Here is a 26,455-nt window from a genome sequence, read left to right on the forward strand (position 1 = left end):
TAAATAAGAACTAATTGCAACTAAGTTTATAATCAAGTGCATTTAGGATTTTAAATATACTTTCAAATCTAGGTTTAGAATTAGGTTTAAACATCTTATAAAAGCTTTCCCTATTTAAATTTGCTTTTTTTGCTACATTCTCTAAGCCTTCGGCTTTGGAAATATAAAATATAGCTCTTTTAAGCTCCTCGATATCGCCATCTGCCAAAACTTGATTTAAATACTCCTTTCTCATTTCTGAATTATTCAAAAAATCAATAGGATCAAATTCTTTCAATGCTAGCATTTTAATTCCTTTAATAAATTTTTAGCTTTTTGTATATCTCTATCTTGACTTGATTTATCACCACCACAAAGAAATATAACTAAAACACCATTTTGGATAGTATAATACAATCTTATCCCACCTGAAACAAAAATCCTAAGCTCATATAAATCAATATCTATACTCTTAAAATCGCCCAAATAATCATCATTTTTTATCTTGTCAAATCTACGCAATATAGCCGATTTAACTTTATAATCAGATAAAGAAAGATACCATTTTTCAAACTGCTTAGTATATTTTATTTCCATAACAAAAGTGTATAAAAATATAGCTTAATAGCTAATTATATAAGCTCAAAAAACTCATAACCCGAAGGTCGGAGGTTCAAGTCCTTCTCTCGCAACCAAATAAGCATAAAATCATCTTTTAAAGCACATTGTTTTAAAGCTTAAAATAATCTTACTTTTTATTTTACAGAATTTAGTATATTTTCGATTGTTTCTTTTGATTTTTTAATATTTGTAGTGATGTATTTTTGTGTAGTAGTTATATTTGTATGACCCAAACTTACTTGCTCAACTGGTAAATTTAAATAATTGATAGAATAAGTAGCGATTAAGTGTCTTATATCGTGTAATCTTATTTTAGGTAAATTATTAGATTTTAATAAAGTATTCCAAGAACGGCGTAAATCAACAAATTTATTATTAGTATCTGGATTAAGAAAAACATAGGTATTTAGTAAATTTAACTTTTTAGCTTTAATATATCTTTTATAAAGTCTGTTATAAAGCTCATCACTCATAGTATAAAACATATCACGCTTAGCTTTATTAATTTGGCAAGGTATTTTATAAGTTCTATTTTTCAAATTTAAATCAGACCAATTAAGAGATAAAACTTCGTTTTTTCTTCTACCATGCAAAAGGAAAAAGAAGATATCAGCAGTTGGATTTATGTTATTAACAATAGCATTAATAATCCTTTTTTGAGTTTTTACACCATAGTCAAAATATACTTTATTATCAAATTTAGGAAGTTCTACAAAATCACAAGGATTTTTATCTATAAGTTCAAGTTTCATAGAAAATTTGAATATAACCCTACCGCTTCTTTGTTCTAAATCGCTCGGACGCCAAGGACAATCTAAAGGTGTAAGGCTACAATTCTTTTTTGCACATTTGTTCCAGCACCCATTTTTTGTGTTGATCCAATTAAAATTCTAGCTTTTCATGAATTTATATCTGCAAAAAGTTGCCCTTTTTGTAAATCGGTTTTTGCATCATGAATGAAACAAATTTCATTTTGTGGAATACCTTTTGCGACAAGTTTTTTTAAGATATCAGTATATACATCAAATTTTGCTTGTTCTGCTAAGAGTTCATCAAGGCTTTTAATCCAATAGAGCTAACCCGCCTTAAATTTAAAAAAGTAAAGTAGCCAAAGCCCATTAAATCTCTATTCTAAATTTCATCAAGGAAAATGACTACAAAAATGCAAGTTCAAATATGATGAAATCTTTGTGGGCAAAGCAGACTCCAAATAGAGCCAAAAAGCTTGCAGACATAATAAAAAGAGCTTAAAAGCAGATGCAAAAACCGCTGTTTATATGTAGCCTACCTTGCTACTAGCAAAACTTTTATATTTGTGAGCGAGAATTTGCGGGTGAGAATTTAAAGTTAGGATGAGTATCTAGTGTTTTTCATTAATTATCATTTTTTATTGATTATTTTAACGATAAATAATAGATAAAGGATCTTGATTAACTCACGTTATATTTAAAAATACGATTACTTTATAAGTTGCAAAAGATAGTACCCAAGCAGTGCAAAACGTAAAGGTTATCAGATAAAACGTGTATTTTTTGCTTTCTGCTTCTTTTGAAAATACGGCTGTTGCAGCTAAACAAGGCAGATATACCATAACAAATACTATAAACGCCATAGCCGAGGCAAATGGTATATTTTTGGCTAAGGTTTGCTGTAAAGTGGTATTGTTTTCGCTAACTTCTCCGCCTAAAGAGTATAAAACTCCTAAAGTAGAAACAATAACTTCTTTTGCCGCAAGCCCACTTACTGTGGCAACAGACATTTTCCAGTTAAAACCAAGCGGTGCAAATACCGGCTCTATGGCTTTACCGAACATTCCTAGATATGTATTTTCCATAAGTTCTTGATCTTTTTGATGAGTAAGTTCTAGTTTTAGCTCGTCGCTTGATGCTAATTGAATTTGTTGTTGGTATTTCTCTTCTATATTTGGATTTTGCGGAAAAGTACTAACAAACCAGACTAAAATGGAAGCTGCTAGTATAAAAGTACCAGCTTTTTTTAAATACATCATAGATTTTGAGTATATGGTTAGCCAGATGAGTTTTACGCTTGGAAGTCTGTATTTTGGCATCTCCATAACAAATGGTTCATCATCTCCTTTAAAAACTAAAATGCGTAAAACCTTAGCTGCTATAAGTCCTAAAAGAGCTCCCGATATATAGATGAAAAATAGTACGTTTCCCGCATTTTCGGGTTTAAAAAATGCTCCGGCAAATAGCACATACACAGGAAGCCTAGCACCACAGCTCATAAATCCTATGATAAACATAGTAAGAAGTCTGTCCTTTTGACTTTTTAAAGTGCGCGCTGCCATATACGCAGGAATAGAACATCCAAATCCAGTAACTAGAGGTATGAAGCTTTTGCCATGAAGCCCAAATTTATGAAAAAATCCATCTAGTAAAAACGCGACTCTTGCCATATATCCTGTTGTTTCTAAAAGTGCTATACCTAAAAATAAAATGATAATGTTTGGTAAAAATAGTATTACTGTGCCAACTCCGGCGATGATGCCATCTACTATTATGGATTTTAGCATATCGTCATTTAAATTTGCAGCTACACTATCTCCAAACCACGCAAATACCATTTCTATATACTGCATCGGAACTTCGCCAAGAGTAAATGTGGCTTGAAATAGTAACCACATAAAAAATAAAAATATAGGTAGTCCGAAAAATCTATGTATAAGTATGCTATCTATCTTTTTTGTTATATCTGTACTTTTTTGGGCTTTTATATTTTGAGTTTCTAAGGCTGCACCTTTTGCAAACGAGTGATATTCATCGATGAGCACGTCTTCTATGGAGCTGTTTTGTGTCTTTTGCTTGATATTATCAAATACTTTTTTAATCTCAGGTATCAAAAATAGCATTTTTGGATCTTCATGAGACATAGTGTAGAATTTCTTATCTTCTAGTAAAAATAGTATAGCGGCTTGTCTTGAGCAAATCTCATCTTTTTTAAAATTTGCTTCATCGATTTTTTGTGCTAGATATATCAGCTCTTCTTCTATCTGATCGCTAAATTTGAGTTTGTTTGGCGTGTATGGTTTTGAGAGAACATCTATAATTGTATCTAGTAAATTTGAAAAATTCGTCTTTTTTACGGAGGATACTTTGACAGCAGGGATATTTAGTATGCTACTTAGCTGTTTGTCATCTATCTCTATGCCTTCGCTTTTGGCTTCATCGTCCATATTTAAAGCGACGACCATCTTTTTACCTAGCGCCATGAGCTCAGATGTTAGAAATAAATTTCTTTCTAAATTTGTGGAATCTACGACATTTAGTATCATATCGTATTTGCTTTTCATCAAAAAATCTTTTGCTACGCTTTCATCTTTTGAAAAATCATCTAAACTATAAAGTCCAGGCAGATCGATGAAATTTAAAATGATATCGCCTTTTACTAGCGTGGCTTCATATTTATCTACAGTAACCCCAGCAAAATTTCCTATTTTAAGGTTTGCTCCACTAATAGAGCTTAAAAGCTGACTTTTACCTACGTTTGGTTGGCCGACTAATGCTACTATGAATTCTTTTTTCATTTACCATCTACTAACTTACAGCTTATCATCTTAGCTTCTTCGTTTCTTAATGCTATAAGTCCGTATTTGCTTGCTATTTCTATATTTGAGTTTGTTATGCTTTTTTGTTTGATTTCTATTTGAGAGCCGACATCAAGCCCAAATGAACGAAGTCGTTTTTTAGTCGCAGAGATACCTTCTATGCTAGTCAATACGGCTTTTTGGTTTATTTGTAGTTTTGAGAGATCCATTTTGCCTCTTTTATAAAAATAATTTTACGATTATATCCATAAAATGCTTAATATACATTTATCGATAATCAATACCATTAATGTAATGGAGTTAAATTTAAATATTAATTCAAATTTAGCCATTTGATTTTTGCTATTTTGGGTATATCTCTATGAGTATATGAACTAGCTCTTCGTGCTTTGATAGCTCTTTTTTGAGAAGATCTATATCTATGGGATCATCTGAGCTTAGAGAGATTATACAGGTGTATTTATCTTTTGCTACTTTTAAAAGATGTAGATCTTTGATGATTATGTCTTTTCTAAATAAGCGTAAAGCATCTATGACTTCATCAACGACTGGTTCGTTCATATTTGCGTCAAGTAATATTTTCCCTGATTGTTTTAACAATCCCACAGCCCACACTGAAACTAAAATAGCTCCGATTATCCCCATAAGTGGATCAAGAAAATCTGCTCCAAACATAAGTCCAAAACTTAGCGCTATGATAGCTAAAATAGAAGTAAGCGCGTCAGTAAGAACGTGTATGTAAGCGGCCTTTAAATTTAGATCGTTTTCATGTTCGTGATAATGAGCGTGATGATCACCTCTTAAGAGCCAAGCACAGATGAAATTTACTATAAGTCCTATAATAGCTATAAAAATAGCTTCTTTGTATGCTATAGCTTCTGGGTTTATAAATCTTTGAACAGAGTGATAAACCATAAAAAACGCAACCACTAAAAGAAAGATCGCGCTAGTATAACTAGCGAGAATTTCTATCTTGTATGTGCCAAAATTAAATCTATCATCGCTTTGGTATCTGCTTGACATAATGTAAGCAAAATACGCTAGTCCAAGTGCTAAGGCGTGAGAGCTCATATGCCAGCCATCTGCTAAAAGTGCCATAGAGCCAAAGTATATGCCACCTATAATTTCAGCTATCATCATAACCGCTGTAAATATCGTGGCGTATAATGTATTTTTTTTGGCAATATTGTTTGATGAATGAAAATTGTGCTCATAAGCAGATTGTTTTTGTATATCATTTAATATCATTTTTATCCTCTTTTAAAATAAATTATGATACTATACCCCAGTATAACTTATAAAAAAATAAAGGAAAATTATGGCTCACATAGTAGCAAATAAAGATAAGCTTCTTTTGCGTATTAAAAAGATAAAAGGGCAAATTTCAGCCTTAGAAAAGGCTTTAGAAGATGAAAAAGATTGTTTTAAAGTACTTCAGCAAATCAGTGCCGCAAGAGGAGCTATCACATCTTTGATGGCAGAAGTCATCGACGGACACATCAAAGAGCATCTTGGAAATAATGTCAGCGATGAACAAAGAGAAGAAGAGATTTTAAATTTAACTTCGCTTTTAAAAAGTTTTTTCAAATAAAGCTTTTAGCGATTTATTGTTTTTATTTAAAAATATTGTATTTTATGGCATTTAGTTTCTAAAATTTATTTATAATTAAATTTATATTTAGAGTCATAAAGACCATTTATTTTTTAAATAAATTTATTATTTATTTACTATATAGATATAGAATAAAGCACTTTATTATTGCAAATTAATTAAGTAATAGCTATTGTGTATATTTTATGTTATAAAACTATTTAAATTTACAAGTAGTATATTATCATTTATTAAGATTTAATAACTTATCTTTTGGAGGATATTATGTTTCTAAGCAACATTAGTATAAGAGTGAAAATGCTTATTTTTATTCTGATACCGCTTATTTTGTTGGTTGTTTTTTCTGCTTTTCTTATCGGCGATAGATATAGAATCTATAATGAAGCAAAGGTGCTAGATGAAGGTGTTATCTTATCTACAAAGATCTCTTTGGTAGTCCATGAGTTACAAAAAGAGCGTGGCACATCGTCTGGTTTTTTGGGTGCAAAAGGTGGCGGTAATTTTGCAGATATGCTAAAAAATCAGAGAATTCTTAGTGATAAACAGATAGTTTTGGTATATGATCTGCTTAAAAAATTTGATATGGAAGCCCATAATACTCTTTTAGATAGTAGCATTCAGTCTGCTTTAAAATACCTTGATAATCTAAAGTCTTTACGTGCGAGTATAGACTCTTTAAACATAGCTCCAAACGTGGCGATCGGTCAGTATACAAACACTATAGCATCTTTGATGAATATCATTTCTGAGATTACAAAGATCAGTACAAATACAGACATAACAAGAGAGCTTACGGCTTATCTTGGCTTTTTAAATGCCAAAGAAAATGTTGGTATAGAAAGAGCCATACTCTCAAATACATTCAATATGGATAAATTTGGCGATGGAATTTATGAGAGATTTTTGACTTCTATGGCATCTCAAGGAATTTATCTTAAGGTGTTTATGCAAAATGCAAGCGAGAAAAATATCGCTTTATATGAAGAAGCAAAAAAAGATGAAAGTTTTGCTACTGTAGAAAGTATGAGAAATACTGCTATGAAAAATAGTATCACTGGTGGCTTTGGAATAAGTGGAAAATACGCATTTGATACATTTACCAAAAAGATAGATATACTCAAAAATGTCGAGGATAAACTAGCAGCAGAGTTACTTACAAACAATAAAACAGTACAAGATAACGCATATACAAGCCTTATTAGTATGAGTATTTTGGTCATAGCTTGTACGCTATTTACTTTGATAGCAGGATATCTTATAATCCAAGATACTATATCTAGGATACTTAATATCCAAAAATATCTTTTAAATTTAAAAAACACAAAAGATCTTAGGCAAAATATCGAATTTAAGATAGGCAAAGACGAAGTAGGAGTGATATTTCAAGCAGTAGATGAGTTTTTGGTTCCTATAAGAGATATATTTTTAAATTTAAATTCGCAAAGCAGACAAAATATACAAATTTCAAAAGATATGCTAAATGGCTCAAACGAAGTTTTAAATCGTACAAAAGATGGATTTAGCATATCAAGCAAAGCTAACAAGATAGGTATGAAAGTCGAAGATTGTCTAGAAAGCAGTATAAAAAAGATAGATCAAGCGATGAATGATATCATCAAAGCACACAGCGATCTAAACAGCGCTTCAAATAGTATGACTAAATTTGCTACTCAAGTAAGCGAAGATGCGAAAAGTCAAGAAAAATTAGCTTCTGATGTGGCTTTGTTAAATCAAGAAGCGGCAAACATAAAAGGAATTTTGACTTCCATAACAGATATCGCAGATCAGACCAATTTACTAGCTTTAAATGCAGCCATAGAAGCAGCTAGAGCAGGGGAGTATGGAAAAGGTTTTGCCGTTGTTGCTGATGAGGTGCGAAAACTAGCTGAAAGAACTCAAAAGTCGCTAAATGAGATAGATGTTACCATAAATACAATAGTTCAATTTATAGACAATCTAAGCACACAAATTTCACAAAATGTTAAAAATTTCTTTGCTTTTGTTGATGATTCTAGTGATATAAAAGTCACTATGGATAGTGTTCTTGAAAAAATGAAAGAAGTAAGTTTGATATCTCAAAATAGCATAAATGACTCAAAAGAGCTACAAAATGAGACCAAAATGCTACTAGAAAACAATAAAATATTAAACGATAATCTCCAAGATATATCAGATGAGATGGATAAAATCAGCTCTAGAGCAAATGATCTTGACCAAAAAACTCTTGAGATAGGCAGTAAGATAAACGAGTTTAAATTCTAAGATCTAAAAGCCGTAAAAAAACGGCTTTTTTAAAATCAGCTATTTGCTTTTATAAATTCTTCTATCAGATCAAGCTGGATATCTACGCTTTGGTTGCTTGTGCCACCGATAGATTTTCTAGCTTCTTTTGAATTTAAGAGTTTTAATACTTCCAAAGCCCTGTTTTCTATACGCTCATCTATGCTTTTTAGCTCGTCTAAGCTTAGTTCGCTTATATCCTTGCCATTATCTTCCGCTAGTTTTACGCAGCGTCCGGTGATAAAGTGGGCTTCACGAAATGGGATTTTATGCTCCTTTACTAGATAATCAGCCAAATCAGTAGCACTTAAATGCCCTGTTTTACAAGCTTTGAGCATAAAATCTTTATTAAATTTGGTTGTTTTCAACATCTGTTCTAATATGACAAGTGAAGTTTTTGCTGTCTCAACGCTATCAAAAACGCCTTCTTTGTCTTCTTGCATATCTTTATTGTAAGCTAAAGGTAGGCTTTTCATAACCGTTAGTAGCCCTATAAGATTGCCATAAACGCGACCTGTTTTTCCTCTGATTAGCTCTGCTACATCGGGGTTTTTCTTTTGTGGCATTATACTTGAGCCGGTGCTAAATTTATCACTTATAGTTATGTATCTAAACTCGCTACTACTCCAAAGGATCAGCTCTTCGCATAGTCTTGATGTATGCATAAAAATAAGACTTATATTAAATAAAATTTCTAGTGCAAAGTCACGATCACTAACGCTATCCATAGCATTTTGAGTGACTCCTTTAAATCCAAGCTCATTTGCAACTATTTGGCGGTCTATCTGATGCGGAGTTCCAGCAAGCGCACATGAGCCAAGAGGGCTAAGATCATTTCTCTCATAACTAGAAAGCAGTCTTTCATAATCTCTTTTAAACATAAATGCGTAGGCTAGCATATGAAAACTAAGGCTTACTGGCTGAGCGTGTTGTAAATGAGTGAAGCCTGGCATAAGTATATCTTTGCTAGTTAGTGCGATATCTTTTAAGGTTTTTATTAAATTTAAAACGAGCTTTGAGATGTTTATAGTTTCTTGTCTTACAAATAATCTAAAATCAAGCGCTACTTGATCGTTTCTACTTCTTGCAGTGTGGAGTTTGCCACCAAGCTCTTTTCCTATGAGGTCTGAAAGCCTTTTTTCAACGGACATATGTATATCTTCGTCTTGCGTTTTAAACTCAAATTTGCCGTCTTCTATCTCTTTTAATACAGATTTTAGCCCATTAACAATGGCTTGGCTTTGCTCTTTTGTAAGTATACCAGTAGTCCCTAACATATTTGCGTGAGCTATGGAGCCAAATATATCTTGCTTATACAGAGCTTTATCGAAGTCTATAGAAGCGTTAAAAGATTCTAAAAGTTCGCTACTACTTTCGCTAAAACGCCCTTCCCACATTTTTTGCATTTTCATCCTTTTTTGTATTTTTAAATTTGGCAATCTCAACACGATTTTAAAGATTATTTATGGTTGTGACGATCCGCAAACACGTAAGTTCGTGTTGCGGAAATTTGATTAATTTTTTGGACCGGCTTTTGCGAATTGTACGCCTTCTTCTACGTCTTCATAGCGTTTGAAATTTTCTATAAACATATTTGCAAGTTTATCTCTAGCTGCTATGTATTCGTTTTTGTCATTCCAAGTATTTATAGGATTTAAGAGTTTTGTTTCAACTCCTTCAAGTTTTTTTGGTATCGCAAGATCAAATTTGTCAAAGTTCTCGAATTCGCATTTTTTTATACTTCCATCTAGTATCGCATTTATACAAGCCCTAGTAGCCTTGATACTCATTCTTTTACCAACGCCATATGCACCGCCACTCCAGCCGGTATTTACTAGATAGACATTTACATTGTGTTTATCTATTTTTTCGCCAAGAAGTCTTGCATAAACAGTAGGGTGAAGTGGCATAAACGGTTCGCCAAAACAAGCTGAAAATGTAGCTTGAGGCTCAGTGATACCACGCTCAGTACCAGCTACCTTAGCCGTATATCCGCTTAAAAAATAATACATAGCTTGTTCTTTTGTGAGTTTTGAAACAGGTGGCAATATACCAAATGCGTCTGCTGTTAAAAATATGATATTCTTTGGATGTCCAGCTTTTAAGCTTTGCTCATGGTTTTCTATATGCTCTATAGGATAGCTTACTCTTGTATTTTCTGTTTTACTAGCGTCATCATAATCTACACAACCGCATTCATCACAACATACATTTTCTAAAAGAGCATCTCTTTTGATCGCGCCGAAGATTTCAGGTTCGTTTTTTGGGTCTAAATTTATACATTTTGCGTAGCATCCACCCTCAAAGTTAAACACACCCTCATCGTCCCAGCCATGCTCATCATCACCTATCAAGGCACGATTAGGATCTGTTGAAAGAGTCGTTTTTCCAGTGCCACTAAGTCCAAAAAATAGTGCAGTATCGCCATTTTTACCAACGTTTGCCGAGCAGTGCATAGAGAGTTTATTTTCTAATGGAAGCCAGTAATTCATCATAGAGAATATACCTTTTTTCATCTCTCCGCCATACCAAGTTCCGCCGATTATGCAGATGTTTTCTTCTATATCAAAAGCTACAAAAACCTCTGAGTTTAAGCCGTCTTGTTTATACTCGTCATTTACACATTTGCAAGCATTATATACGATAAAATCAGGTTTGAAATTTTCAAGTTCTTCTTCTTTTGGGCGTATAAACATATTTTTTACAAAGTGTGCTTGCCACGCGACTTCGGTTATAAATCTTATACTTTTTCTACTTGCTAGACTTGAGCCACAATATACGTCTTGTATGTAAATTTCTTTATTGCTTAGTTGCTTTTTTGCTTTTGATAGTAGTTTGTTGAAAATCTCTTTGCTTATGGGTTTATTTACTTTACCCCAAGCTATGTATTTCTCGCTCGGTTCTTGCTTTACAAAGTATTTGTCTTTGGGACTTCTACCTGTAAATATACCAGTATCCACGCCAAAAGTTCCGTTGCTAGTTACATAACCTTCGTTATTGTTTTTTTCGTGTTCAAAAAGCTCTTCATAACTTAAATTGTGATAAATTTTTTTTATACCCGTGAGCCCTAATTTGTCTAGATCCTTTATCATCATTTTATTCCTCTTGTGAAATCTTTTTTTCTTAATTTGCTGAAATTGTAATAATTTTTTGCTTAATATATCTTTTATTTTTGTTTATATTGAGAAAAGAAATTTGAATTTGAAAATTATCCGTAGATTATCTACGGATAATAAATTTTATAATTTTAGAAGCACTTGTCCGTCTTCTACTGTTTCTCCTTGAGATACAAAAATTTCACTTACTACACCTGCAGTTGGCGATTCTATAGGAATTTCCATTTTCATAGCTTCTAGTATGATGAGAGTTTGACCTTTACCAACTGTATCACCGACTTTTACTAGTATCTTAAATACCCCTGCTGACATAGTGGCTCTTATCTCATTTTGGCTACTACTATCGCTACTACTTTTGATCTCTGCTTTTGGTTTGCTAGTCTCTACTTTTGTAACAGATTTTATCTCAAAATTATCAAATCCATCGCTAACTTCAACATTATATTTATTTCCATTTACAACTACGCTGTATTTGTTTGTATCTGCTTGTTTTGAATTTGGTTTGCAAGAATTCCCCAAATCGCCGATCTTTCTTACCATAACTTTGCCTTCGCCTTTTAAATAGGCTATTCCTTTTTCTTTACAAGCGGCTGCTATAAAGATATTTTCTTCGGTTTGTTCGATTCCTTCTTTTTCAAGGATAGCTTTTGTATAGGCGAGTGATTTTGTTTCGTCTTTATCTGCGATATCTATAGCACTCTCTTTTGTAGGTTCAAGACCGAGCTGTTTGCTAGCAAGCTCCACTATCTCATTGTTTGGTTCAACTGGTGTTTTTCCAAAGTATCCAAGAACCATTTTTCCATATCCGTCTGCTATCTTTTTCCATGGTCCAAACATCACATTATTAAATGCTTGTTGGAAGTAAAACTGACTAACAGGGGTCACGCTTGTTCCATATCCGCCTTTTTCTACTACTTCTCTCATAGCTTTTATGACTGCTGGAAATTTATCTAGTATGTTGTTGTCTCTCATCATCTGAGTATTTGCAGTAAGTGCGCCACCAGGCATAGGAGAGAAAGGTATTAGAGGGCTTACTTGAATGGCTTCAGGCGGCATAAAATAGTCTTTTAAACAGTCTTGTAATACCTCTTCATATTTTAGGATTTTTTCTACGTCAAGTCCGCCAAGATCGTAGTTTTTGCCTTTAACTGCGTGAAGCATAGTAAGGATATCAGGTTGGCTAGTTCCTCCGCTTACTGGAGATGCAGCTAAATCTATACCATCAGCGCCTGCTTCAAGTGCTGCAAGGTAGCAAGCTACACTTACGCCGGCAGTTTCATGGGTATGAAGACGGATATGAACACTATCACCAAGTAGTTTTCTAGCCATTTTTATAGTTTGATATACTTTTTCAGGACTGCTTGTTCCACTTGCATCTTTAAAACATACGCTGTCAAATTTGATACCAGCATCAAGTATATCTCTTAAACTTTTTTCATAAAATGCAGCATCATGAGCTCCAACGCAGTTTGGCGGAAGATCCATCATAGTAACTACTACTTCATGTTTTAGCCCGTGATGAACTATTCTTTCTCCGCTGTATTGTAAATTTTTTACGTCATTTAATGCATCAAAATTTCTGATTGTATTTGTGCTGTGTTTTGCAAAAAGTTTTGCGTGAAGATCGACTAGTTCGCGACTTCCGGTATCTAATGTAACGGTATTTACGCCACGTGATAGAGTTTGTAGGTTTGCTTCTTTTCCAGCAGCTTCTCTAAATTTATCCATCATCACAAAAGCATCTTCATTTAAATAAAAATACAAACTTTGAAATCTAGCTCCGCCACCAAATTCGAAGTGGTTTATACCGGCTTCTTTTGCCGCGCTAACTGCGGGTAAGAAGTCATCCATTAAGACTCTAGCCCCAAATACAGATTGGAAACCATCGCGAAATGTGGTATCCATAATGTCTATAAATTTTTTTGCCATTTTTATTTCCTTTTATAAATTTTTATTAGCTAAGCTTAACTATAAGTTGATAAACTCCGATAGTCAAAATAGCCATCGGTGCAACAAAACGAAGTGTAAAATACCAAATTTCAAACACATTTTTACTCATAAATCTTGAAAATAATATATAAATTCCTTCACGTTTTAATACCCAACCGACAAAAATACTAAATGTAATCGCTCCTAAAGGCATAAGAATATTTGAAGTCATAAAATCAAGTACGTCAAAAAATGGTATAGGTTTTTGTGTATTTAATAGCTCTTTTGGTAACGAAAACAGATTTGAAGTAATACCATAGTATGAAAATATACAAAAAAGACCTAATATATACACGACTATTCCGATCGTTACGAGTGCTTTTTTTCTAGTAAATTTGAATTTATTTATAAGATAAAGCGTAAATGGCTCTATCATAGAAACTGCGGACGTAATACCTGCAAATAGCAATGAGACGAAAAATAGTACCGCAAGAAAGTTTCCGACAAGCCCCATTTGTGCAAAAAGCGAAGCCAAAGAAACAAAGATAAGTCCAGCACCCTCACTTGCAGGCTGTCCATCGACGATAGGGATAAACGAAAAAACTACAAGCCCCATCATTATTCCTATTAATATATTTATAAATACTATCGAAAATGTGGATTTAACTAAATTTGTTCCATCAGGCAAGCTTGCAGCGTATGTAGAAACTGTTCCTACGCCCATCGACATAGAGAAAAATGCAAGTCCTAAAGCTTGTAAAATAATAGTCGGGTTTAAAATCTTGCTAAAATCGGGAATAAATATAAAGCTTAGAGCATCGCTAAATCTGCCACTCTCAAAAATAGAATATAAAAGCAATAAAATAAGCAATACAAATAAAGATGGCATCATCCATAAATTTAGTTTTTCTATACCGCTTTTTATACCTTTTGAAACTACGTAAAATACTATCAAAAATACTATACTAAAGCATATAAATACGCTCAAAAGATCATTTGTAACTAAATTTCCAAATGTTTCTCCGGCGCTTACGGCGTCTTTGGGAATGGAGCCAAAGCTCATAAAAGTATATTTTAATATCCAGCCGATAACTATCATATAAAATGAAGCTATAAGTACGGCCGTTATCATAAAAAATCCAGCTAAACTCCACTGCTTTTTATGATTTGGAGCTAGTTTGTGTAGCGAACTCACAAGATCGCTCTCACCTAACTTTCCTATACTAAGCTCTGCTAAAAACACGACTACGGCGATGCCAAGCGTAAGCACGATATAAAGCAGTATGAAAGCCGAGCCCCCGTTGTTTCCGACCATTGTTGGGAATTTCCAAGCATTTCCAAGTCCCACTGCACTTCCTGCCATAGCAAGAACGAAACCGATTTTAGAAAATTTTTCTATCATCATAAGCCTTAAATTTTAAATAATGAATAGTTTAACAAAATTTTCTTTGAAATGCTTTTATAATCGTATAAAAAAACATTTTTTTATATATAGTGTAACTTTTTGGAAATATTTTGATAGGTAGCTTATGTTTATACTATCTATATATTTAAATTTTTTATATACAAACTAACTTTTTACCATTTTTTTAAATTTGGTTTAAATTTCACTTAAAATATTTCACTTAAAATAACTAAATTTTTTAAGCTTTTTATTTGCTAGGGGGGGTATAATTCAAGTTATTTTATTAAAAAGGAAAAAAATGCGTTTTTTAATATGTTTAATTCTGCCATGGCTGGGATTTTTTACCATTGGTCGGCCTATTGCTGGCATTATATGCTTGATTTTACAATTCACACTTATCGGTTGGCTACCTGCTACCATATGGGCCATCTACTCTCTTAGTCAATACAAAACAGATAAGAAAATTGAAAAAATGGTGAAAAATAAGGAGGAAATGCGATAAAGGCATAGTAACCAAAAAATATAGAACTAATAAGGTCGGTAATCCTTTAACTAATTAAGCTAAATAAATTTGAAGTAGCGTTTATAGCTATTTCAAATTTGCCTAATTTTAGCTTATACCACTTGATATTTTAATAAATTTGATTAATAGTTAGTTTTTTTGTTTGTTTTTATATTTTATTACATTAAACTTTATCTTATGATTGTATGACAGATACTTTATTATTAAAATTATGAAAGCATCATCTAAGATTTAATGGTGCGATCAGCGAGACTTGAACTCGCACACCGTAGCGGCACTACCCCCTCAAGATAGCGTGTCTACCAATTCCACCATGATCGCAAAAGTAAATTTAAAAAAGCCCCAAATGGGGCTAAAATTAACCTAAAAATGGGTTAGCATAAAGTGCGATAAGAGCGATAACAAGTGCGTAAATAACTTGTGCTTCGATCATCGCAAGAGCGATAAACATCGTAGTTAAAAGCTTTCCGCCAAGACCTGGGTTTCTAGCTGTTCCTAGTATTGTTGCTGCTGCAGTATGTCCCATACCGATAGCACCACCAAGTGCTGCAACACCAAGACCGATGCCAGCTGCCACAACTGAAAATGCTTTGATTTGTTCGCCATCAGCACCAAAAGCAAAACTTGCTAAAGCCACTACAAGAAAAAGAATTTTTTTCATAAATGCTCCTAAAATTTTATGTTTAAGTTAGTTCGGATAAATTCCCTACTTAGAACTTAAAACGCGTAATTATATTTTAAATTTGCTTTGATTTGCTTTAAATTTAGCATTTATGCCTGCTGCCATTTTTGCCATTCGCCACTATCATCGATCTCGTTTGCCATTTTTTCATATTTTTGGTAGTAGAACTTCACAAATTCCAGTGTTTCTCTATCTTGCGGTAAGTAAATTTCATCTTCAAACTTAGCAAATTTAGCCAAAAACTCTCCTGCGTTAAGCTTGTTTGAATAATGCGTTGCTAGGTCTATGTAGTTTTGCATAGCTTGATTTTTAAAGCTTTCGTAGCTATTTTGAGTGAAGTTTATCTTTAGTTTTTTACCATCAAATTTTAAAACTCCTGATCTAAAAAGTAGGCTTAGATGTATGAGCCCCTCACAATAATACGCCCTTGTTTCGGTGACTTTTTGCCACGCTATTAGTCCTATGCTTCTTTTGATAAGTTCGTGAAATACGGCCATTTTATAAGTATCATCTTCATGCAAAAAGAAATTTATAAGTCCGCCAGTCGTAGCTTTATACTCTTCTATAAATTTAAATTCTCCGCTTTTGTTCATAGCGCTTTCCGTGTCGCTATCTATAAATAAAATATGCCCAAACTCATGTCCGATAGTTGAGATCTCATAGACTTTTTTCCAAATTTCAGGTTTTTTATACAAAATTTCCCTACCAAAATCCAAGAAATCTTTATCAAAAATCTCACTTGCTAGTTTCATAAAAGGCTTAGCCTTTGTGCTTTCATATACGAAATTTACAAAAGCAAATATCTTTTTGCCACACTCAAGACTTACTATTTCATCATTTGGCACGACTTGAGCAGAAAAAAGACCGTTAAACTCAGCAGCGTAATACACCATAGGCACAGATATATAAAGCTGAGTTTTATCTATGTTTGAATGTACTAAATTTACCATATTTTGGTTTTTTACACCGGTTTTTGAGTAGATCTCATCAAAGCTTTCTTTTATGCTATTTTTAAATTTAGTCTCATCAACGCTTAAATTATCAACTAGCCTGATGTCCCATTCGAGCGCTACTGCGTGTGTATAAGCGTCTTCGTAATACTCTAATGGATGACCTATTTGAATTTTGCCTTTAGTATCCATCCACGCACGCTCAGCATCTTGCCAGCTAGCTATCACAAGATCATTATCTGTTTGTAAAAATGCGTTTTTTAGTTTTGCTAAGTATATTACATAGCTTTCATCATCTTTTGTTTTGCTTAATTTTTCTAAATTTACTAGACTAGTTTCAAAAGCATCTTTTACGCTTTTCATCTCATCTTTAAAAGAGACTGCGTAAGGCACTAGCCTATAATTCTCACCGTTTTTTATCACTGCGCCATAAACCCTATCGCAGCGTGAATTATCCGGATTTATCTGATAAAGTCTGTTTTTGGTGATAAACTCGTTTGCTTTTGCGATACTCTCAAATTTAGTTTCAAATTCCTTGTTTGTAGTCTCTATGATGCTTTTTTGCCATGTTTTTTGCATTTTGCTTAGAGATATACCGATGCGATGTATTGACTTAATGAGCTCCAAATAAAACGGCTCTAAAATGCCTTTTTCTTCTATCTCGTTTATCAAATTTAAGTGGCGATTTATATAAAACTCGCTTACAAAATCATACATTTTAGCTTTTATGACATCTATCTCGTCCTCGTTTTTGCCACTATTTTTAAGTTCGTTTATGATCCCAGTTTCATTTAGATCTACAATACGTCTCAAAACCGCTATTTTATTGACATTAGAACTATCTAAAGAGCATAAATTTAAAGCTTTTGAAACTACCTCATTATCCATATTTTTATATAAATTATTTAGCTCGTTTTTTTGTTTTTTGACTAGCTCATTTAGGGCTACGAAGTCATTCATTGTTATCCTTTTTTTGATTATTTTTGATAAATTTTATCACTAAAATACTAACATCTGATATAAATTTGAAAAATATCTTTTATATGACACTAAAACCTTATTTACTAATAAGTGTTAAAATATTATAAATTTGACATATGAGGAAAAACGTGAAAAAATTATTAGTTTTTGTTATATTTATGACACTATTTTTAAATGCAAAGGAGAGCGATATGAGAAATTTAAAAGATATATATTTGGCTGGTGGTTGCTTTTGGGGGACACAGGCGTATTTCGATAAGATACGAGGGGTTATAAAAACTGATGTTGGATATGCAAACGGTAATAGCGACAAGACTGATTATTACTCACTTCATTACTCAGGTCATGCCGAGACTGTTCATATAACATTTGATAAAAACGTAGTGAGTTTGGCTGAGATTTTGGCTCATTATTTTAGGATAATAGATCCATTTTCAGTAAATAAACAAGGAAATGACGTCGGCTTGCAGTATAGAACTGGAATTTATTATAATGATAGCAGTTTGGAAAATGAGATATTTGAATTTATAAAACACGAACAGACAAAATACGATAAAAAGATCGCAGTAGAAGTAGAGCCGCTTAAGAATTATGTTTTGGCTGAGGAGTATCATCAAAAGTATTTGGATAAAAATCCGGGCGGTTACTGCCATGTTGATCTAAGCCTTGCAGATAAGCCACTTTATGATGAAAGTAAATTTAAAGTGCCTTCAAAAGACGAACTTAAGGTAAAATTATCTGATTTACAGTATGCAGTAACTCAAGAAAAAGCTACGGAGCGACCTTATAGTAGCGAGTATGATAAATTTGATAAAAAAGGAATTTATGTAGATATCGTGAGTAAAAAACCGCTTTTTAGCTCAAGCGATAAATTTGACGCAGGGTGCGGCTGGCCTAGTTTTACGAAGCCTATCACTACTGACGCACTTAGATATAATCGCGATTTTAGCCACGGCATGGATAGAATAGAAGTCATTTCAAGCCTTGCTAATAGCCATTTAGGTCATGTTTTTACTGATGGCCCAAAAGATAAAGGCGGGCTAAGATACTGCATAAATGGCGCTTCTTTGAAATTTATACCGCTTGAAGATATGGAAAAAGAAGGGTATAAGGATTATATAATCTATGTTAAATAAACTAGTATCAAATTTAAAGACAATTTAACTAACTTAGATAAAATACTCGGCTAAAAATTAAAATTATAAGGAAAAATATGATGAAAAATATGGGCGAGCCTAGGATCAAAATAGTAGCTATGCCTAGTGATACTAATCCTGCTGGAAATATATTTGGTGGATGGATTTTATCTCAGATTGACCTTGCTGGTTCAATAGCGGCTAAAGAGTTAGCGCCGACTCGTGTAGTGACTATATCTATGAAAGAAGTCATCTTCAAAGAGCCTGTTTTTATAGGAGATATAGTGAGTTGCTACGCAAAAGTCACAAATGTAGGAAACACATCTATAACTACTGCTGTAAAAGTTGTGGTTGAACGCTTAAATGACGGTGGTTTTTTAGAGTGCGTACCGGTAACTACAGCTGAGGTTACTTATGTAAGCGTTGATAAATCAGGCAATAAAAAGCCGATAAGTGCTGAGTTAAAAAGACTTCATGGTTTTTTAAATTAAATTTATATTCGGTCAGTTTATAGCTGACCGAATATATTAATGAGTAGCTTCTTTGTTAGCTCCTACTCCACTTTGTGCTCTGAAATATTGAGCTTCAAATCCGCTTCTGTCTATCTTTGCTCTGTATGAATTATCAAATTTAGATATCAAATATACAAATATGAAAGTTATAGGCATAGAAAAAATCGCTGGGTCTTTATATGGGAATATAGCAGTTTCAAACCCAAAACTTTTTACCCAAATTCCAGGACCTAAAATAGTTAAAGCAACAACAACGATAAGCCCTATAATCCCACCCCAAAATGCGCCTTTTGTAGTAAGACCATCCCAATATATGGAGTAAAAAAGTATAGGGAAATTTACACTTGCAGCTATAGCAAAAGCAAGTCCTACCATAAATGCTACGTTTTGTCCTTCAAAAACTATACCTAAAATGATGGCAAACAGACCTATACAAAGAGTAGAGATCTTGCTAATTCTTAGCTCTTTTTCCATACTAACCTTGCCATGTTTTATAACATTTGCATATAAGTCATGAGCTATGGCATTTGCTCCACTTATAGTTAGCCCAGAAACAACAGCTAAAATAGTAGCAAACGCTACAGCACAGATGAAACCATAAAATGCATTTCCACCAAGTATCCTAGCTAACTCTATACTTACCATATTTGCACCACCCATGACCTCTTTTCCAGTCAAAAATGCTATAGCGCCAAATCCTATGATAAACACTAAAACATAAAAATAGCTCATAAATATAGTCGCCCAAAATACACTTTTTCTAGCTTCTTTTGCAGAATTGACTGTAAAAAATCTCATTAGTATATGAGGCAAACCAGCAGTTCCAAACATAAGAGCCATACCTAAAGACACAGCACTTACCCAGTCTGTTATAAAGCCACCTGGATTTAGTATGGCTTCGCCTTTTGGATGTGCTTGTATAGCGTCATTGAAATATGTTTTTATATCAAAACTGCTAGATTTTAATACTAAAAACGCCAAAATACTAACACCAAATAAAAGAAGTCCAGCTTTGATTATTTGAACCCAAGTTGTTGCATGCATACCGCCAAATGCAACATAAATCACCATCAAAAGTCCGACTATAACGACTGCTATATTGTAGTCTAGCCCAAAGAGCATTTTTATAAGCTCACCAGCTCCTACCATTTGAGCTATGAGATAAAAACACAAAGTAGTAAGACCCGATATAGCCAAAACTGCTCTTATAGGGCGTTGTTTTAGCCTAAAAGCCGCCACATCTGTAAATGTGTATTTGCCAAGATTTCTAAATTTTTCAGATATTAAAAATAGCATGATAGGCCAACCAGCTAAAAATCCTATAGCGTATAAAAGCCCATCAAATCCATTTGTAAAAACTAATGCTGAAATACCTAAAAACGATGCTGCACTCATAAAGTCTCCAGCCATTGCCATACCGTTATTTAGCCCAGAAATTCCTCCACCTGCGGTATAAAAACTACCATCACTACTAGCTTTTTTAGCTGAATAATATGTTATAAAAAGCGTGCTTAATACAAATATCAAAAATAAGATGATTGCTGTTGGATTTAACTCGCTTTTTTCTCCTATGATAGGTTCTGCTGCATTAGCAAAAATAGATATTATGAGCGGTATTAAGATTTTTTTCATATCTCATCTCCTTTTAATTTTCCGTTTTCGTCTATTAAGTCTGCTTTTTCTAACCGTTTTATCGCTTCGCCAAACTCTTTATCTAAAAATGTATTTGCCACATAAGTGTAAAGCCATGTTAAGACTACGCAAGAGATTATGATGAAAATTCCCATCAATATCCCAAGACTTACTGGAAAATATCCTATTTTTAACCCTAAAAATTCTGGGGCTAGACCGATGAGTAACATCATAGAGTAGTATAAAACTACTACTACAGCCACTAAAAACCAAGCAAAATTGCTACGTATTTTTACTAAAATGTTAAAATTTGCTACTTCTGCTCTCATTTGTATTTCCTTTTGTTTCTAAATTAAACATATTATAGCAAGAATTTATGAATTTAAGCATGTAATCTGTGATATATATATTACTTAAAGTAGTAATAAAAATAATAAGTTACTTATAGTAACAAAAATATTATATTTAAAGAAAATAAGAGATGGTTTTTATCTGATTATCAAAATAAAGTGTGTAAATTTGGAAATTTATAGGAGTTGGCCGAATTTTTAAGCAAATTCGGCTATTTGAGTTATTCTACTTCGTTTTTAACTTCGGCATTGCTTTTTATAGCTGATCCTGAGCCGTGGATAACTGTAGGCATACAAGACGTGCAGATATCTACATTTTCACCTTTATGAATTGCTTGGATAAACACAGCGTTATCGTCGCTATCTAGACATATGTTGCAATATACTTTATTGTTTTGTTTCATCATTTTTCCTTTCGATTTTTGTTATTTTAACTATATTTTATAGAAAAATAGTTGAGCAAAATCAAGCTATCTTTATGCTATTTTTGATAACTTCGAAATCATCATTTTGGTTTGAATGAGTAAATATGATCTCTACTATTTTCAATAGCTTTTTAGTAACGCCTTGGATCAAAGCAGTATCATTCATAAGTGAAGTAGCCATCGTATTTGATATCTTTTTTCCGCCTAGTAGTGTGTCTAGAGCTAGTTCGTCATTGTTATAATCATTGTAAATTTCTTTTAATTCTTTTAGCTCAGTTTTTAGATCGTAGTCATCTTTTAAATTTGCCATTTTAGCCATAATCCTTAGACTTTTTAAAAGTTTTATTCTAAGTTTGTCATATTCTGCTTTTATGTATGGATTGTTAGAAGTGATAAATTTATATATGTTTGGTTGAGAGTTTTTTATATCTTTTAACGCCTCTGCAAGTAGCAGCGCGACCCTTCGAAGATCCATAAATTTACCCATATCTTCTTTTTTAGAATTAGAGCTAGCAAGTACTGCAAAGTCTATAATCTGACTATAAATTTCTTTAAATCTATTGTTATATAATTCATCGAAATCCATTTTTATAGGTTGTTGCCTTGATCTTATGACTTCTTCTGGGCTTAAGGGCGAGTTTATATCTTCTTTACTTATGCTTATGGATTTTGCGATGATTGAGCTTGCGTTTGAGTATAGATGTTTTACTTCTTTTACTAAAACCTCTGTTGCGCTGTCGCTAAATTGCGCTGAGTTTTCGTTTAGATAATAAGCCGTATCTACCTTGCTTCTTTTATGCTCTGATTTTATAAATTTATTTAAAAGTTTTTCCATCAAATTTGCTAAAGGATAAAAAAGCAAAACCCCAGTTACATTAAAATACGTATGAAAAATAGCTAATTTGATAGTATAATCATCATCTCTTACACCGGCTATTTTAGCTGTTTCATCTGTGATAAATATAAAAAAGTTGATAAAAATGAGCGTTATGATAGCACTTGTAACGTTAAATATCACGTGAGCTACTGTTAGCTTTTTACCATCGCTATTTGCGTTAAACGAGCCAATGATCGCCATTATGGTGCTTCCCACATTTGATCCTATGGCTATGGCTACTGAGTTTTCATATGTGATCTGATTTGCTCCTAGGGCGGTTATGGCTAATGTTAAAGTCGCGTGTGAGCTTTGCATCACCACAGTCATTACTAGCCCTATTAAGGTATAGACTAAAAGTCCAGATACACCGCTCATAGCGTATTTTGAAAGATCTATTGTATCTTTTATATTGTCAAATCCTGACTTCATATATGCAATACCTAAAAACAGGAGTCCTATGCTAAATAAAAAATATCCGCAACCTTTTATTTTGTCTGATTTATTGAAAATAAAAAGCATACCCACTACGATAAGAGGCATAGCGTATGAGGCTATATCGACTTTTAGCCCAAGTCCTGCAACTAGCCACGCTCCAGTTACTGTTCCTAAATTTGCTCCATATATGATAGCAAGACCTGAGATAAGGCTTATAAGTCCAGCACTTAAAAATGATATAGCAAGAACGCTAACTAGACCGCTAGATTGCATTATAGCAGTTGTTAAAAGCCCAAAATTAAAGCTAGATATTTTGCTACTAGTGGCTTTTTTAAGAAAACTTTCGATCCCCGCAAACATAGAAAAACTATTTTCTAAAACTATCATAGCGTATAAAAATATACATACGCCAAAGCTTATCACCAAAAAACTTTTACTTATATACATAAGAGCACATAATACTAGCAATAATAGGAAAAATAAGATTTTATTCAATTTTTAAGCCCTGTAAATTTGATTTTTTCTAAGTAGTAAATGGGTAAAAAACATAACGAAAAATAGCTGAAAAAATAGTCCCACAAAAGGTATCAAAGACAATACGTAAAAAATTAGAGCGACAAATTTAAACTCAAATCCGCCATCTTTTCTCATCGTAAGTTCAAAACTAAGCTCATCAAGTGAGTTTGAAGCTACATCTATCAACATAAATTTATAAAAAAGATAAAAAAATGGCACGTTTATGATAAATAAATTTAAAAATGGAACAAATACAAAAGGTATCGTTATCAGTAATATAAGTATAAATTTAAAAAATACAGCTAGAGATATTTTTATCACCTTTGTGGTGCCTACTTGAGATTCTAATTTTGTGTTGTAGTATTTTTGATCTACAAATTTAGTTACTATAGGAGTTAAAAATCCTGCTATTATAGCTGCTATCATCACACTTAGAAGTATTCCTAATAATCCGCCTAGTGTGTAAAATATGCTCATTACAAGTATTCTAGTAATATCAAATGAGAGCAAAGAGACTAAAAAACCTTGTTTTGTTTCATCTATAAATGAAAAATCTGTGCTTATAAGACTCTGTTTTAGCAAATCAAATAATTCATTTGCCCCAAATATCAAAATAAGACCGATTACTAAAAGTGATGATATAAATGGTAAAATCGAAAGCAAAATGAACTTTTTTTTAAAAAAGTCATTTATGCATAGGCTAAGTATCTCTATCATTTAGCTTTTTCATATCTTTGCTGAAGTGCTTTGTAGATCTCATTTGGTGAGTGTAAACCGGAGTTTAATATCTCGTTCATTATGACATTATCTTCGATACCATTCCACTCTTTTTTATAAAGACCTTGTTTGTATCCGTTGTCTTGACGGAATTTATTTAGTACATTTTTACCCATATATATTTCAAAAAGCTTTTCTAAATTTATTCCGCATTTTAAAGCAAGTCTAAAGTAGTCTTTTAATAGATCAAAAAAGTTGATATCAAAACCGCTTGTGCGATTTATGATGACTTCTATATCGTTTATAATCTCATATATATTATACTGTTTGATACCATAAGCGTCTTTGCAAAATTCGCTAAATCCGCTACAAGAGCTTATGTCCATAGCTAAAGTATGGATATCGCCAAGCTTATTTGTGTGGTAATTTTCAAGCCCTAAACTCATAATAAAATGCCAAATATCGACGATCTCGACTATAACATTTTCTTCATTTGTGGGTTTATTTATGGATTTCCAATGTTTCCAAGCAAAGCTATCGACTAGCTCGGCACACTCCATATAAATGCAGCGTTTCCAGCTGATGAGCTTTCCTTCGCTAGTTGTTCCATCTTCCCAATTTTTACCATTTGTTTCATCGTTTAATTTTTGCTGGAGATTTAACATCTCTTCGACTAGTTTTATGTATTGCATAAATTTACCTTTTATTTTTTAGAATATTATATAAAAAATATTCTAATAATAAGATAAGTTTAGTTAAGCATAAATGCTAAAGCTTTGGAGCTGTTTTAGTATCTCATCAAATAAATTTTTAGAGCTTTGTAAAGTCTTTTCGTCTGCTTTATTTTGTTTTAAAAGATTGTCAAATAGATCTAAAACACTGCTACTTATGGCATTTTTTTGATTTTCATTTTTTATCTGCGGAAGATCTTTTTTTATAGAATTTGCTAAATTTGTTATAGCGTCATTTGAAAAAGGAGCGTTTTTGTCTGCTTGTTTTATAAACTCATCGATCTTAGGTGTGATATCTTCTAGTGCTTTTGCGATTTCTAATTTGTCTTGTTGGCTTAAACCATTGCTTTTAAACTCAAATTTATATCCATATTGATGGCTTAAAGTAAGCTCTGAAGTTTGGGTATTTTTATCACTTTGTTTTTTGTATTCTAAACTTTTGTTGTTATACATAGATAAATTTATCTCATCGCCCGAACTTGTTTTAAACTTAAAATCAAAGCTATTTAGTGATGAGTTTGCGTATGAATTTGATATCATTTTTGCTCCTTTAATGCCTATAAATCGGTATAAAGAAAATTTGATTAAGTGCTTTTATGATAATATAAAATAAAAAAGGTCTAATCTATGGATGAAAAGATAATCCAGTTTATAAAGCAGATGAATTTACTTACTCTTGGAGTTATAAATGAAGGTGTGCCTTACCTAAGCTCTTGTTTTTATGCTTATGACGAGGAAAAAAATTCTCTTTTTATCGCTAGTTCTAAAGATAGTACGCATATAAAAGCTATATCAAATTTAGATAAGGTTGCAATTTGCATAGCTTTAGACACAAAGATAATAGGTATGATAAAAGGAGTTCAAGCAAGTGGCGTCATATCCTTAGGAGATATCAAGGCTAAAACTGCTTATTTTAAAAGATTTCCGTATGCGCTGCCTTTAAATCCAGATATTTATGAGATAAAACTAAGCTGGGTCAAATACACTGACAACGCGCTAGGATTTGGTAAAAAACTTTACTGGCTAAAAGATCAAATTTAAAATATCATTTACCTTTTTATCGACGTCTTTTATATGAACCGGTTTTAGTAAAAAGTCATAAGCACCTTGTTCAAGAGCCGCTGTTTTTAGTGTGTCATCAGTGCTTGTAGCTATGACAAGCATAGTTGAGAGATACTTTATGGATTGTAGGTTTATCAGAAATTCTATGCCATTCATTATAGGCATATTTAGATCTAGGATTATCAAATCTATGCCAAATCTTTTTTCTAAGATGCTTAAACCATCTAGTCCGTTTGTCGCCTTTAAGACTCTACCTACATTTGGATTTCTCTCAAGTATCAACTCAAATAGTTTTAAGCTAACAGGATCGTCGTCTATGATTAAGACATTAATTTTTTTCATGCACCCCCCCCCCATAGACTTGTACGCGCTGTCATTTAGAACTCTGATTTTTTTCATAAATTCTCCTATTTTTT

Annotated in this window: 26 protein-coding genes, 1 tRNA gene and 2 pseudogenes; 7 read left to right on the forward strand and 22 right to left on the reverse strand. The window is 32.8% G+C overall.

The window, feature by feature from the left end; genetic code table 11:
- Positions 1-10 precede the first annotated feature (10 nt).
- The 7 genes and pseudogenes from CHLWT_RS02550 to CHLWT_RS02575 all read right to left on the reverse strand — a co-directional run bounded on the left by CHLWT_RS02550 (position 11) and on the right by CHLWT_RS02575 (position 5,416).
- Positions 11-286 (reverse strand): addiction module antidote protein, encoded by a 276-nt coding sequence (locus CHLWT_RS02550; protein WP_086248962.1) that lies wholly within the window; start codon positions 284-286, stop codon positions 11-13.
- Positions 280-576, reverse strand: coding sequence for a type II toxin-antitoxin system RelE/ParE family toxin (locus CHLWT_RS02555; protein WP_086248961.1), 297 nt, complete (start codon positions 574-576; stop codon positions 280-282). The genes CHLWT_RS02550 and CHLWT_RS02555 overlap by 7 nt, the downstream gene beginning before the upstream one ends.
- Positions 577-734: 158 nt before the next feature.
- The gene (locus CHLWT_RS02560; RefSeq protein WP_425321210.1) at positions 735-1,337 is read right to left on the reverse strand and encodes a tyrosine-type recombinase/integrase; all 603 of its coding nucleotides are present in this window, start codon (positions 1,335-1,337) and stop codon (positions 735-737) included.
- Positions 1,314-1,663, reverse strand: a pseudogene (locus tag CHLWT_RS09675) (helicase-related protein); the annotation flags it as partial. The pseudogene CHLWT_RS09675 and the gene CHLWT_RS02560, both read right to left, overlap by 24 nt.
- Before the next feature lie 372 nt (positions 1,664-2,035).
- Positions 2,036-4,147 (reverse strand): ferrous iron transport protein B, encoded by a 2,112-nt coding sequence (gene feoB, locus CHLWT_RS02565; protein ID WP_112000333.1) that lies wholly within the window; start codon positions 4,145-4,147, stop codon positions 2,036-2,038.
- Positions 4,144-4,377, reverse strand: a complete 234-nt coding sequence (locus tag CHLWT_RS02570; protein WP_059432757.1) for a FeoA family protein — start codon at positions 4,375-4,377, stop codon at positions 4,144-4,146. Before CHLWT_RS02570 ends, feoB begins: the two co-directional genes overlap by 4 nt.
- Before the next feature lie 133 nt (positions 4,378-4,510).
- Complete coding sequence (locus tag CHLWT_RS02575) at positions 4,511-5,416, reverse strand: cation diffusion facilitator family transporter (protein ID WP_112000332.1); 906 nt, start codon at positions 5,414-5,416, stop codon at positions 4,511-4,513.
- Positions 5,417-5,486: 70 nt separating this feature from the next.
- Between CHLWT_RS02575 and CHLWT_RS02580 the strand changes: the two genes are divergently transcribed.
- The 3 genes and pseudogenes from CHLWT_RS02580 to CHLWT_RS09685 all read left to right on the forward strand — a co-directional run bounded on the left by CHLWT_RS02580 (position 5,487) and on the right by CHLWT_RS09685 (position 8,042).
- The gene (locus tag CHLWT_RS02580; RefSeq protein ID WP_034963273.1) at positions 5,487-5,759 is read left to right on the forward strand and encodes a metal/formaldehyde-sensitive transcriptional repressor; all 273 of its coding nucleotides are present in this window, start codon (positions 5,487-5,489) and stop codon (positions 5,757-5,759) included.
- 318 nt (positions 5,760-6,077) lie between these two features.
- Positions 6,078-6,920, forward strand: a pseudogene (locus CHLWT_RS09680) (nitrate- and nitrite sensing domain-containing protein); the annotation flags it as partial.
- Positions 6,921-7,433: 513 nt separating this feature from the next.
- Positions 7,434-8,042, forward strand: a complete 609-nt coding sequence (locus tag CHLWT_RS09685) for a methyl-accepting chemotaxis protein (protein ID WP_235598100.1) — start codon at positions 7,434-7,436, stop codon at positions 8,040-8,042.
- A 35-nt stretch (positions 8,043-8,077) separates the two neighbouring features.
- Here CHLWT_RS09685 and argH read toward each other — a convergent pair whose 3' ends face one another.
- The 4 genes from argH to CHLWT_RS02605 form a co-directional block, all read right to left on the reverse strand.
- On the reverse strand, positions 8,078-9,466 hold the full coding sequence (gene argH, locus CHLWT_RS02590; protein WP_111970559.1) for an argininosuccinate lyase: 1,389 nt from the start codon (positions 9,464-9,466) through the stop codon (positions 8,078-8,080).
- Positions 9,467-9,574: 108 nt separating this feature from the next.
- Entirely contained in the window at positions 9,575-11,152 is a 1,578-nt protein-coding gene (gene pckA, locus CHLWT_RS02595; protein WP_258521930.1) for a phosphoenolpyruvate carboxykinase (ATP), read from the reverse strand.
- A gap of 147 nt (positions 11,153-11,299) precedes the next feature.
- A complete protein-coding gene (locus CHLWT_RS02600; protein ID WP_112000330.1) occupies positions 11,300-13,105 on the reverse strand; it encodes a biotin/lipoyl-containing protein in 1,806 nt (601 codons plus the stop codon).
- 25 nt (positions 13,106-13,130) lie between these two features.
- Positions 13,131-14,510 carry a sodium-dependent transporter gene (locus CHLWT_RS02605; RefSeq protein WP_244948792.1) on the reverse strand — a complete coding sequence of 460 codons (1,380 nt, stop codon included), beginning with the start codon at positions 14,508-14,510 and terminating at the stop codon, positions 13,131-13,133.
- Positions 14,511-14,808: 298 nt separating this feature from the next.
- Here CHLWT_RS02605 and CHLWT_RS02610 point away from each other — a divergent pair, with 298 nt between their 5' ends.
- On the forward strand, positions 14,809-15,012 hold the full coding sequence (locus CHLWT_RS02610; protein ID WP_111947861.1) for a YqaE/Pmp3 family membrane protein: 204 nt from the start codon (positions 14,809-14,811) through the stop codon (positions 15,010-15,012).
- A gap of 256 nt (positions 15,013-15,268) precedes the next feature.
- On the opposite strand, the gene CHLWT_RS02615 is transcribed toward CHLWT_RS02610, so the two are convergent.
- The 3 genes from CHLWT_RS02615 to ciaB all read right to left on the reverse strand — a co-directional run bounded on the left by CHLWT_RS02615 (position 15,269) and on the right by ciaB (position 17,625).
- Positions 15,269-15,354, reverse strand: a tRNA-Leu gene (locus CHLWT_RS02615).
- A gap of 37 nt (positions 15,355-15,391) precedes the next feature.
- Entirely contained in the window at positions 15,392-15,694 is a 303-nt protein-coding gene (locus CHLWT_RS02620; RefSeq protein ID WP_063998532.1) for a F0F1 ATP synthase subunit C, read from the reverse strand.
- 110 nt (positions 15,695-15,804) lie between these two features.
- A complete protein-coding gene (gene ciaB / locus CHLWT_RS02625; protein WP_112000328.1) occupies positions 15,805-17,625 on the reverse strand; it encodes an invasion protein CiaB in 1,821 nt (606 codons plus the stop codon).
- A 137-nt stretch (positions 17,626-17,762) separates the two neighbouring features.
- Here ciaB and msrB point away from each other — a divergent pair, with 137 nt between their 5' ends.
- Both msrB and CHLWT_RS02635 read left to right on the forward strand, forming a co-directional pair.
- Positions 17,763-18,782: a peptide-methionine (R)-S-oxide reductase MsrB gene (gene msrB, locus CHLWT_RS02630; protein ID WP_176320853.1), complete on the forward strand. Its 1,020-nt coding sequence runs from the start codon at positions 17,763-17,765 to the stop codon at positions 18,780-18,782.
- An 80-nt stretch (positions 18,783-18,862) separates the two neighbouring features.
- On the forward strand, positions 18,863-19,273 hold the full coding sequence (locus tag CHLWT_RS02635) for an acyl-CoA thioesterase (RefSeq protein WP_063999012.1): 411 nt from the start codon (positions 18,863-18,865) through the stop codon (positions 19,271-19,273).
- Between the two features lie 36 nt (positions 19,274-19,309).
- Here the strand turns inward: CHLWT_RS02635 and CHLWT_RS02640 are convergent, their stop codons facing one another.
- The 7 genes from CHLWT_RS02640 to CHLWT_RS02670 form a co-directional block, all read right to left on the reverse strand.
- The gene (locus CHLWT_RS02640; protein WP_112000327.1) at positions 19,310-20,926 is read right to left on the reverse strand and encodes a cation acetate symporter; all 1,617 of its coding nucleotides are present in this window, start codon (positions 20,924-20,926) and stop codon (positions 19,310-19,312) included.
- Positions 20,923-21,255 carry a DUF485 domain-containing protein gene (locus tag CHLWT_RS02645; protein ID WP_112000326.1) on the reverse strand — a complete coding sequence of 111 codons (333 nt, stop codon included), beginning with the start codon at positions 21,253-21,255 and terminating at the stop codon, positions 20,923-20,925. The genes CHLWT_RS02640 and CHLWT_RS02645 overlap by 4 nt, the downstream gene beginning before the upstream one ends.
- A gap of 242 nt (positions 21,256-21,497) precedes the next feature.
- Positions 21,498-21,680: a hypothetical protein gene (locus CHLWT_RS02650; RefSeq protein ID WP_059432467.1), complete on the reverse strand. Its 183-nt coding sequence runs from the start codon at positions 21,678-21,680 to the stop codon at positions 21,498-21,500.
- Between the two features lie 61 nt (positions 21,681-21,741).
- Entirely contained in the window at positions 21,742-23,460 is a 1,719-nt protein-coding gene (locus CHLWT_RS02655; RefSeq protein WP_170253201.1) for a Na/Pi cotransporter family protein, read from the reverse strand.
- A 51-nt stretch (positions 23,461-23,511) separates the two neighbouring features.
- The gene (locus CHLWT_RS02660; protein WP_112000324.1) at positions 23,512-24,246 is read right to left on the reverse strand and encodes an EI24 domain-containing protein; all 735 of its coding nucleotides are present in this window, start codon (positions 24,244-24,246) and stop codon (positions 23,512-23,514) included.
- Positions 24,243-24,938: a dUTPase gene (gene dut / locus CHLWT_RS02665; protein WP_112000323.1), complete on the reverse strand. Its 696-nt coding sequence runs from the start codon at positions 24,936-24,938 to the stop codon at positions 24,243-24,245. Before dut ends, CHLWT_RS02660 begins: the two co-directional genes overlap by 4 nt.
- Positions 24,939-25,001: 63 nt before the next feature.
- Positions 25,002-25,517, reverse strand: a complete 516-nt coding sequence (locus tag CHLWT_RS02670; protein ID WP_111947869.1) for an ATP/GTP-binding protein — start codon at positions 25,515-25,517, stop codon at positions 25,002-25,004.
- Positions 25,518-25,604: 87 nt separating this feature from the next.
- On the opposite strand from CHLWT_RS02670, the gene CHLWT_RS02675 reads away from it, so the two are divergent.
- Complete coding sequence (locus CHLWT_RS02675) at positions 25,605-26,018, forward strand: pyridoxamine 5'-phosphate oxidase family protein (RefSeq protein ID WP_111968410.1); 414 nt, start codon at positions 25,605-25,607, stop codon at positions 26,016-26,018.
- Here the strand turns inward: CHLWT_RS02675 and CHLWT_RS02680 are convergent.
- Positions 26,001-26,438, reverse strand: coding sequence for a response regulator (locus CHLWT_RS02680; protein ID WP_244948793.1), 438 nt, complete (start codon positions 26,436-26,438; stop codon positions 26,001-26,003). The genes CHLWT_RS02675 and CHLWT_RS02680 overlap by 18 nt on opposite strands.
- Positions 26,439-26,455 lie beyond the last annotated feature (17 nt).

This window comes from Campylobacter hyointestinalis subsp. lawsonii (assembly GCF_013372165.1).
Taxonomy (GTDB): Bacteria; Campylobacterota; Campylobacteria; order Campylobacterales; family Campylobacteraceae; genus Campylobacter; species Campylobacter lawsonii.

Bases quoted from the DNA above. Each gene is read 5' to 3' on its own strand.
- CHLWT_RS02550 (WP_086248962.1), bottom strand. From the start codon at position 286: ATGCTAGCATTGAAAGAATTTGATCCTATTGATTTTTTGAATAATTCA.
- CHLWT_RS02555 (WP_086248961.1), bottom strand. From the start codon at position 576: ATGGAAATAAAATATACTAAGCAGTTTGAAAAATGGTATCTTTCTTTA.
- feoB (WP_112000333.1), bottom strand. From the start codon at position 4,147: ATGAAAAAAGAATTCATAGTAGCATTAGTCGGCCAACCAAACGTAGGT.
- CHLWT_RS02570 (WP_059432757.1), bottom strand. From the start codon at position 4,377: ATGGATCTCTCAAAACTACAAATAAACCAAAAAGCCGTATTGACTAGC.
- CHLWT_RS02575 (WP_112000332.1), bottom strand. From the start codon at position 5,416: ATGATATTAAATGATATACAAAAACAATCTGCTTATGAGCACAATTTT.
- CHLWT_RS02580 (WP_034963273.1), top strand. From the start codon at position 5,487: ATGGCTCACATAGTAGCAAATAAAGATAAGCTTCTTTTGCGTATTAAA.
- CHLWT_RS09685 (WP_235598100.1), top strand. From the start codon at position 7,434: ATGACTAAATTTGCTACTCAAGTAAGCGAAGATGCGAAAAGTCAAGAA.
- argH (WP_111970559.1), bottom strand. From the start codon at position 9,466: ATGCAAAAAATGTGGGAAGGGCGTTTTAGCGAAAGTAGTAGCGAACTT.
- pckA (WP_258521930.1), bottom strand. From the start codon at position 11,152: ATGATAAAGGATCTAGACAAATTAGGGCTCACGGGTATAAAAAAAATT.
- CHLWT_RS02600 (WP_112000330.1), bottom strand. From the start codon at position 13,105: ATGGCAAAAAAATTTATAGACATTATGGATACCACATTTCGCGATGGT.
- CHLWT_RS02605 (WP_244948792.1), bottom strand. From the start codon at position 14,510: ATGATGATAGAAAAATTTTCTAAAATCGGTTTCGTTCTTGCTATGGCA.
- CHLWT_RS02610 (WP_111947861.1), top strand. From the start codon at position 14,809: ATGCGTTTTTTAATATGTTTAATTCTGCCATGGCTGGGATTTTTTACC.
- CHLWT_RS02620 (WP_063998532.1), bottom strand. From the start codon at position 15,694: ATGAAAAAAATTCTTTTTCTTGTAGTGGCTTTAGCAAGTTTTGCTTTT.
- ciaB (WP_112000328.1), bottom strand. From the start codon at position 17,625: ATGAATGACTTCGTAGCCCTAAATGAGCTAGTCAAAAAACAAAAAAAC.
- msrB (WP_176320853.1), top strand. From the start codon at position 17,763: ATGAGGAAAAACGTGAAAAAATTATTAGTTTTTGTTATATTTATGACA.
- CHLWT_RS02635 (WP_063999012.1), top strand. From the start codon at position 18,863: ATGAAAAATATGGGCGAGCCTAGGATCAAAATAGTAGCTATGCCTAGT.
- CHLWT_RS02640 (WP_112000327.1), bottom strand. From the start codon at position 20,926: ATGAAAAAAATCTTAATACCGCTCATAATATCTATTTTTGCTAATGCA.
- CHLWT_RS02645 (WP_112000326.1), bottom strand. From the start codon at position 21,255: ATGAGAGCAGAAGTAGCAAATTTTAACATTTTAGTAAAAATACGTAGC.
- CHLWT_RS02650 (WP_059432467.1), bottom strand. From the start codon at position 21,680: ATGAAACAAAACAATAAAGTATATTGCAACATATGTCTAGATAGCGAC.
- CHLWT_RS02655 (WP_170253201.1), bottom strand. From the start codon at position 23,460: ATGTATATAAGTAAAAGTTTTTTGGTGATAAGCTTTGGCGTATGTATA.
- CHLWT_RS02660 (WP_112000324.1), bottom strand. From the start codon at position 24,246: ATGATAGAGATACTTAGCCTATGCATAAATGACTTTTTTAAAAAAAAG.
- dut (WP_112000323.1), bottom strand. From the start codon at position 24,938: ATGCAATACATAAAACTAGTCGAAGAGATGTTAAATCTCCAGCAAAAA.
- CHLWT_RS02670 (WP_111947869.1), bottom strand. From the start codon at position 25,517: ATGATATCAAATTCATACGCAAACTCATCACTAAATAGCTTTGATTTT.
- CHLWT_RS02675 (WP_111968410.1), top strand. From the start codon at position 25,605: ATGGATGAAAAGATAATCCAGTTTATAAAGCAGATGAATTTACTTACT.
- CHLWT_RS02680 (WP_244948793.1), bottom strand. From the start codon at position 26,438: ATGAAAAAAATCAGAGTTCTAAATGACAGCGCGTACAAGTCTATGGGG.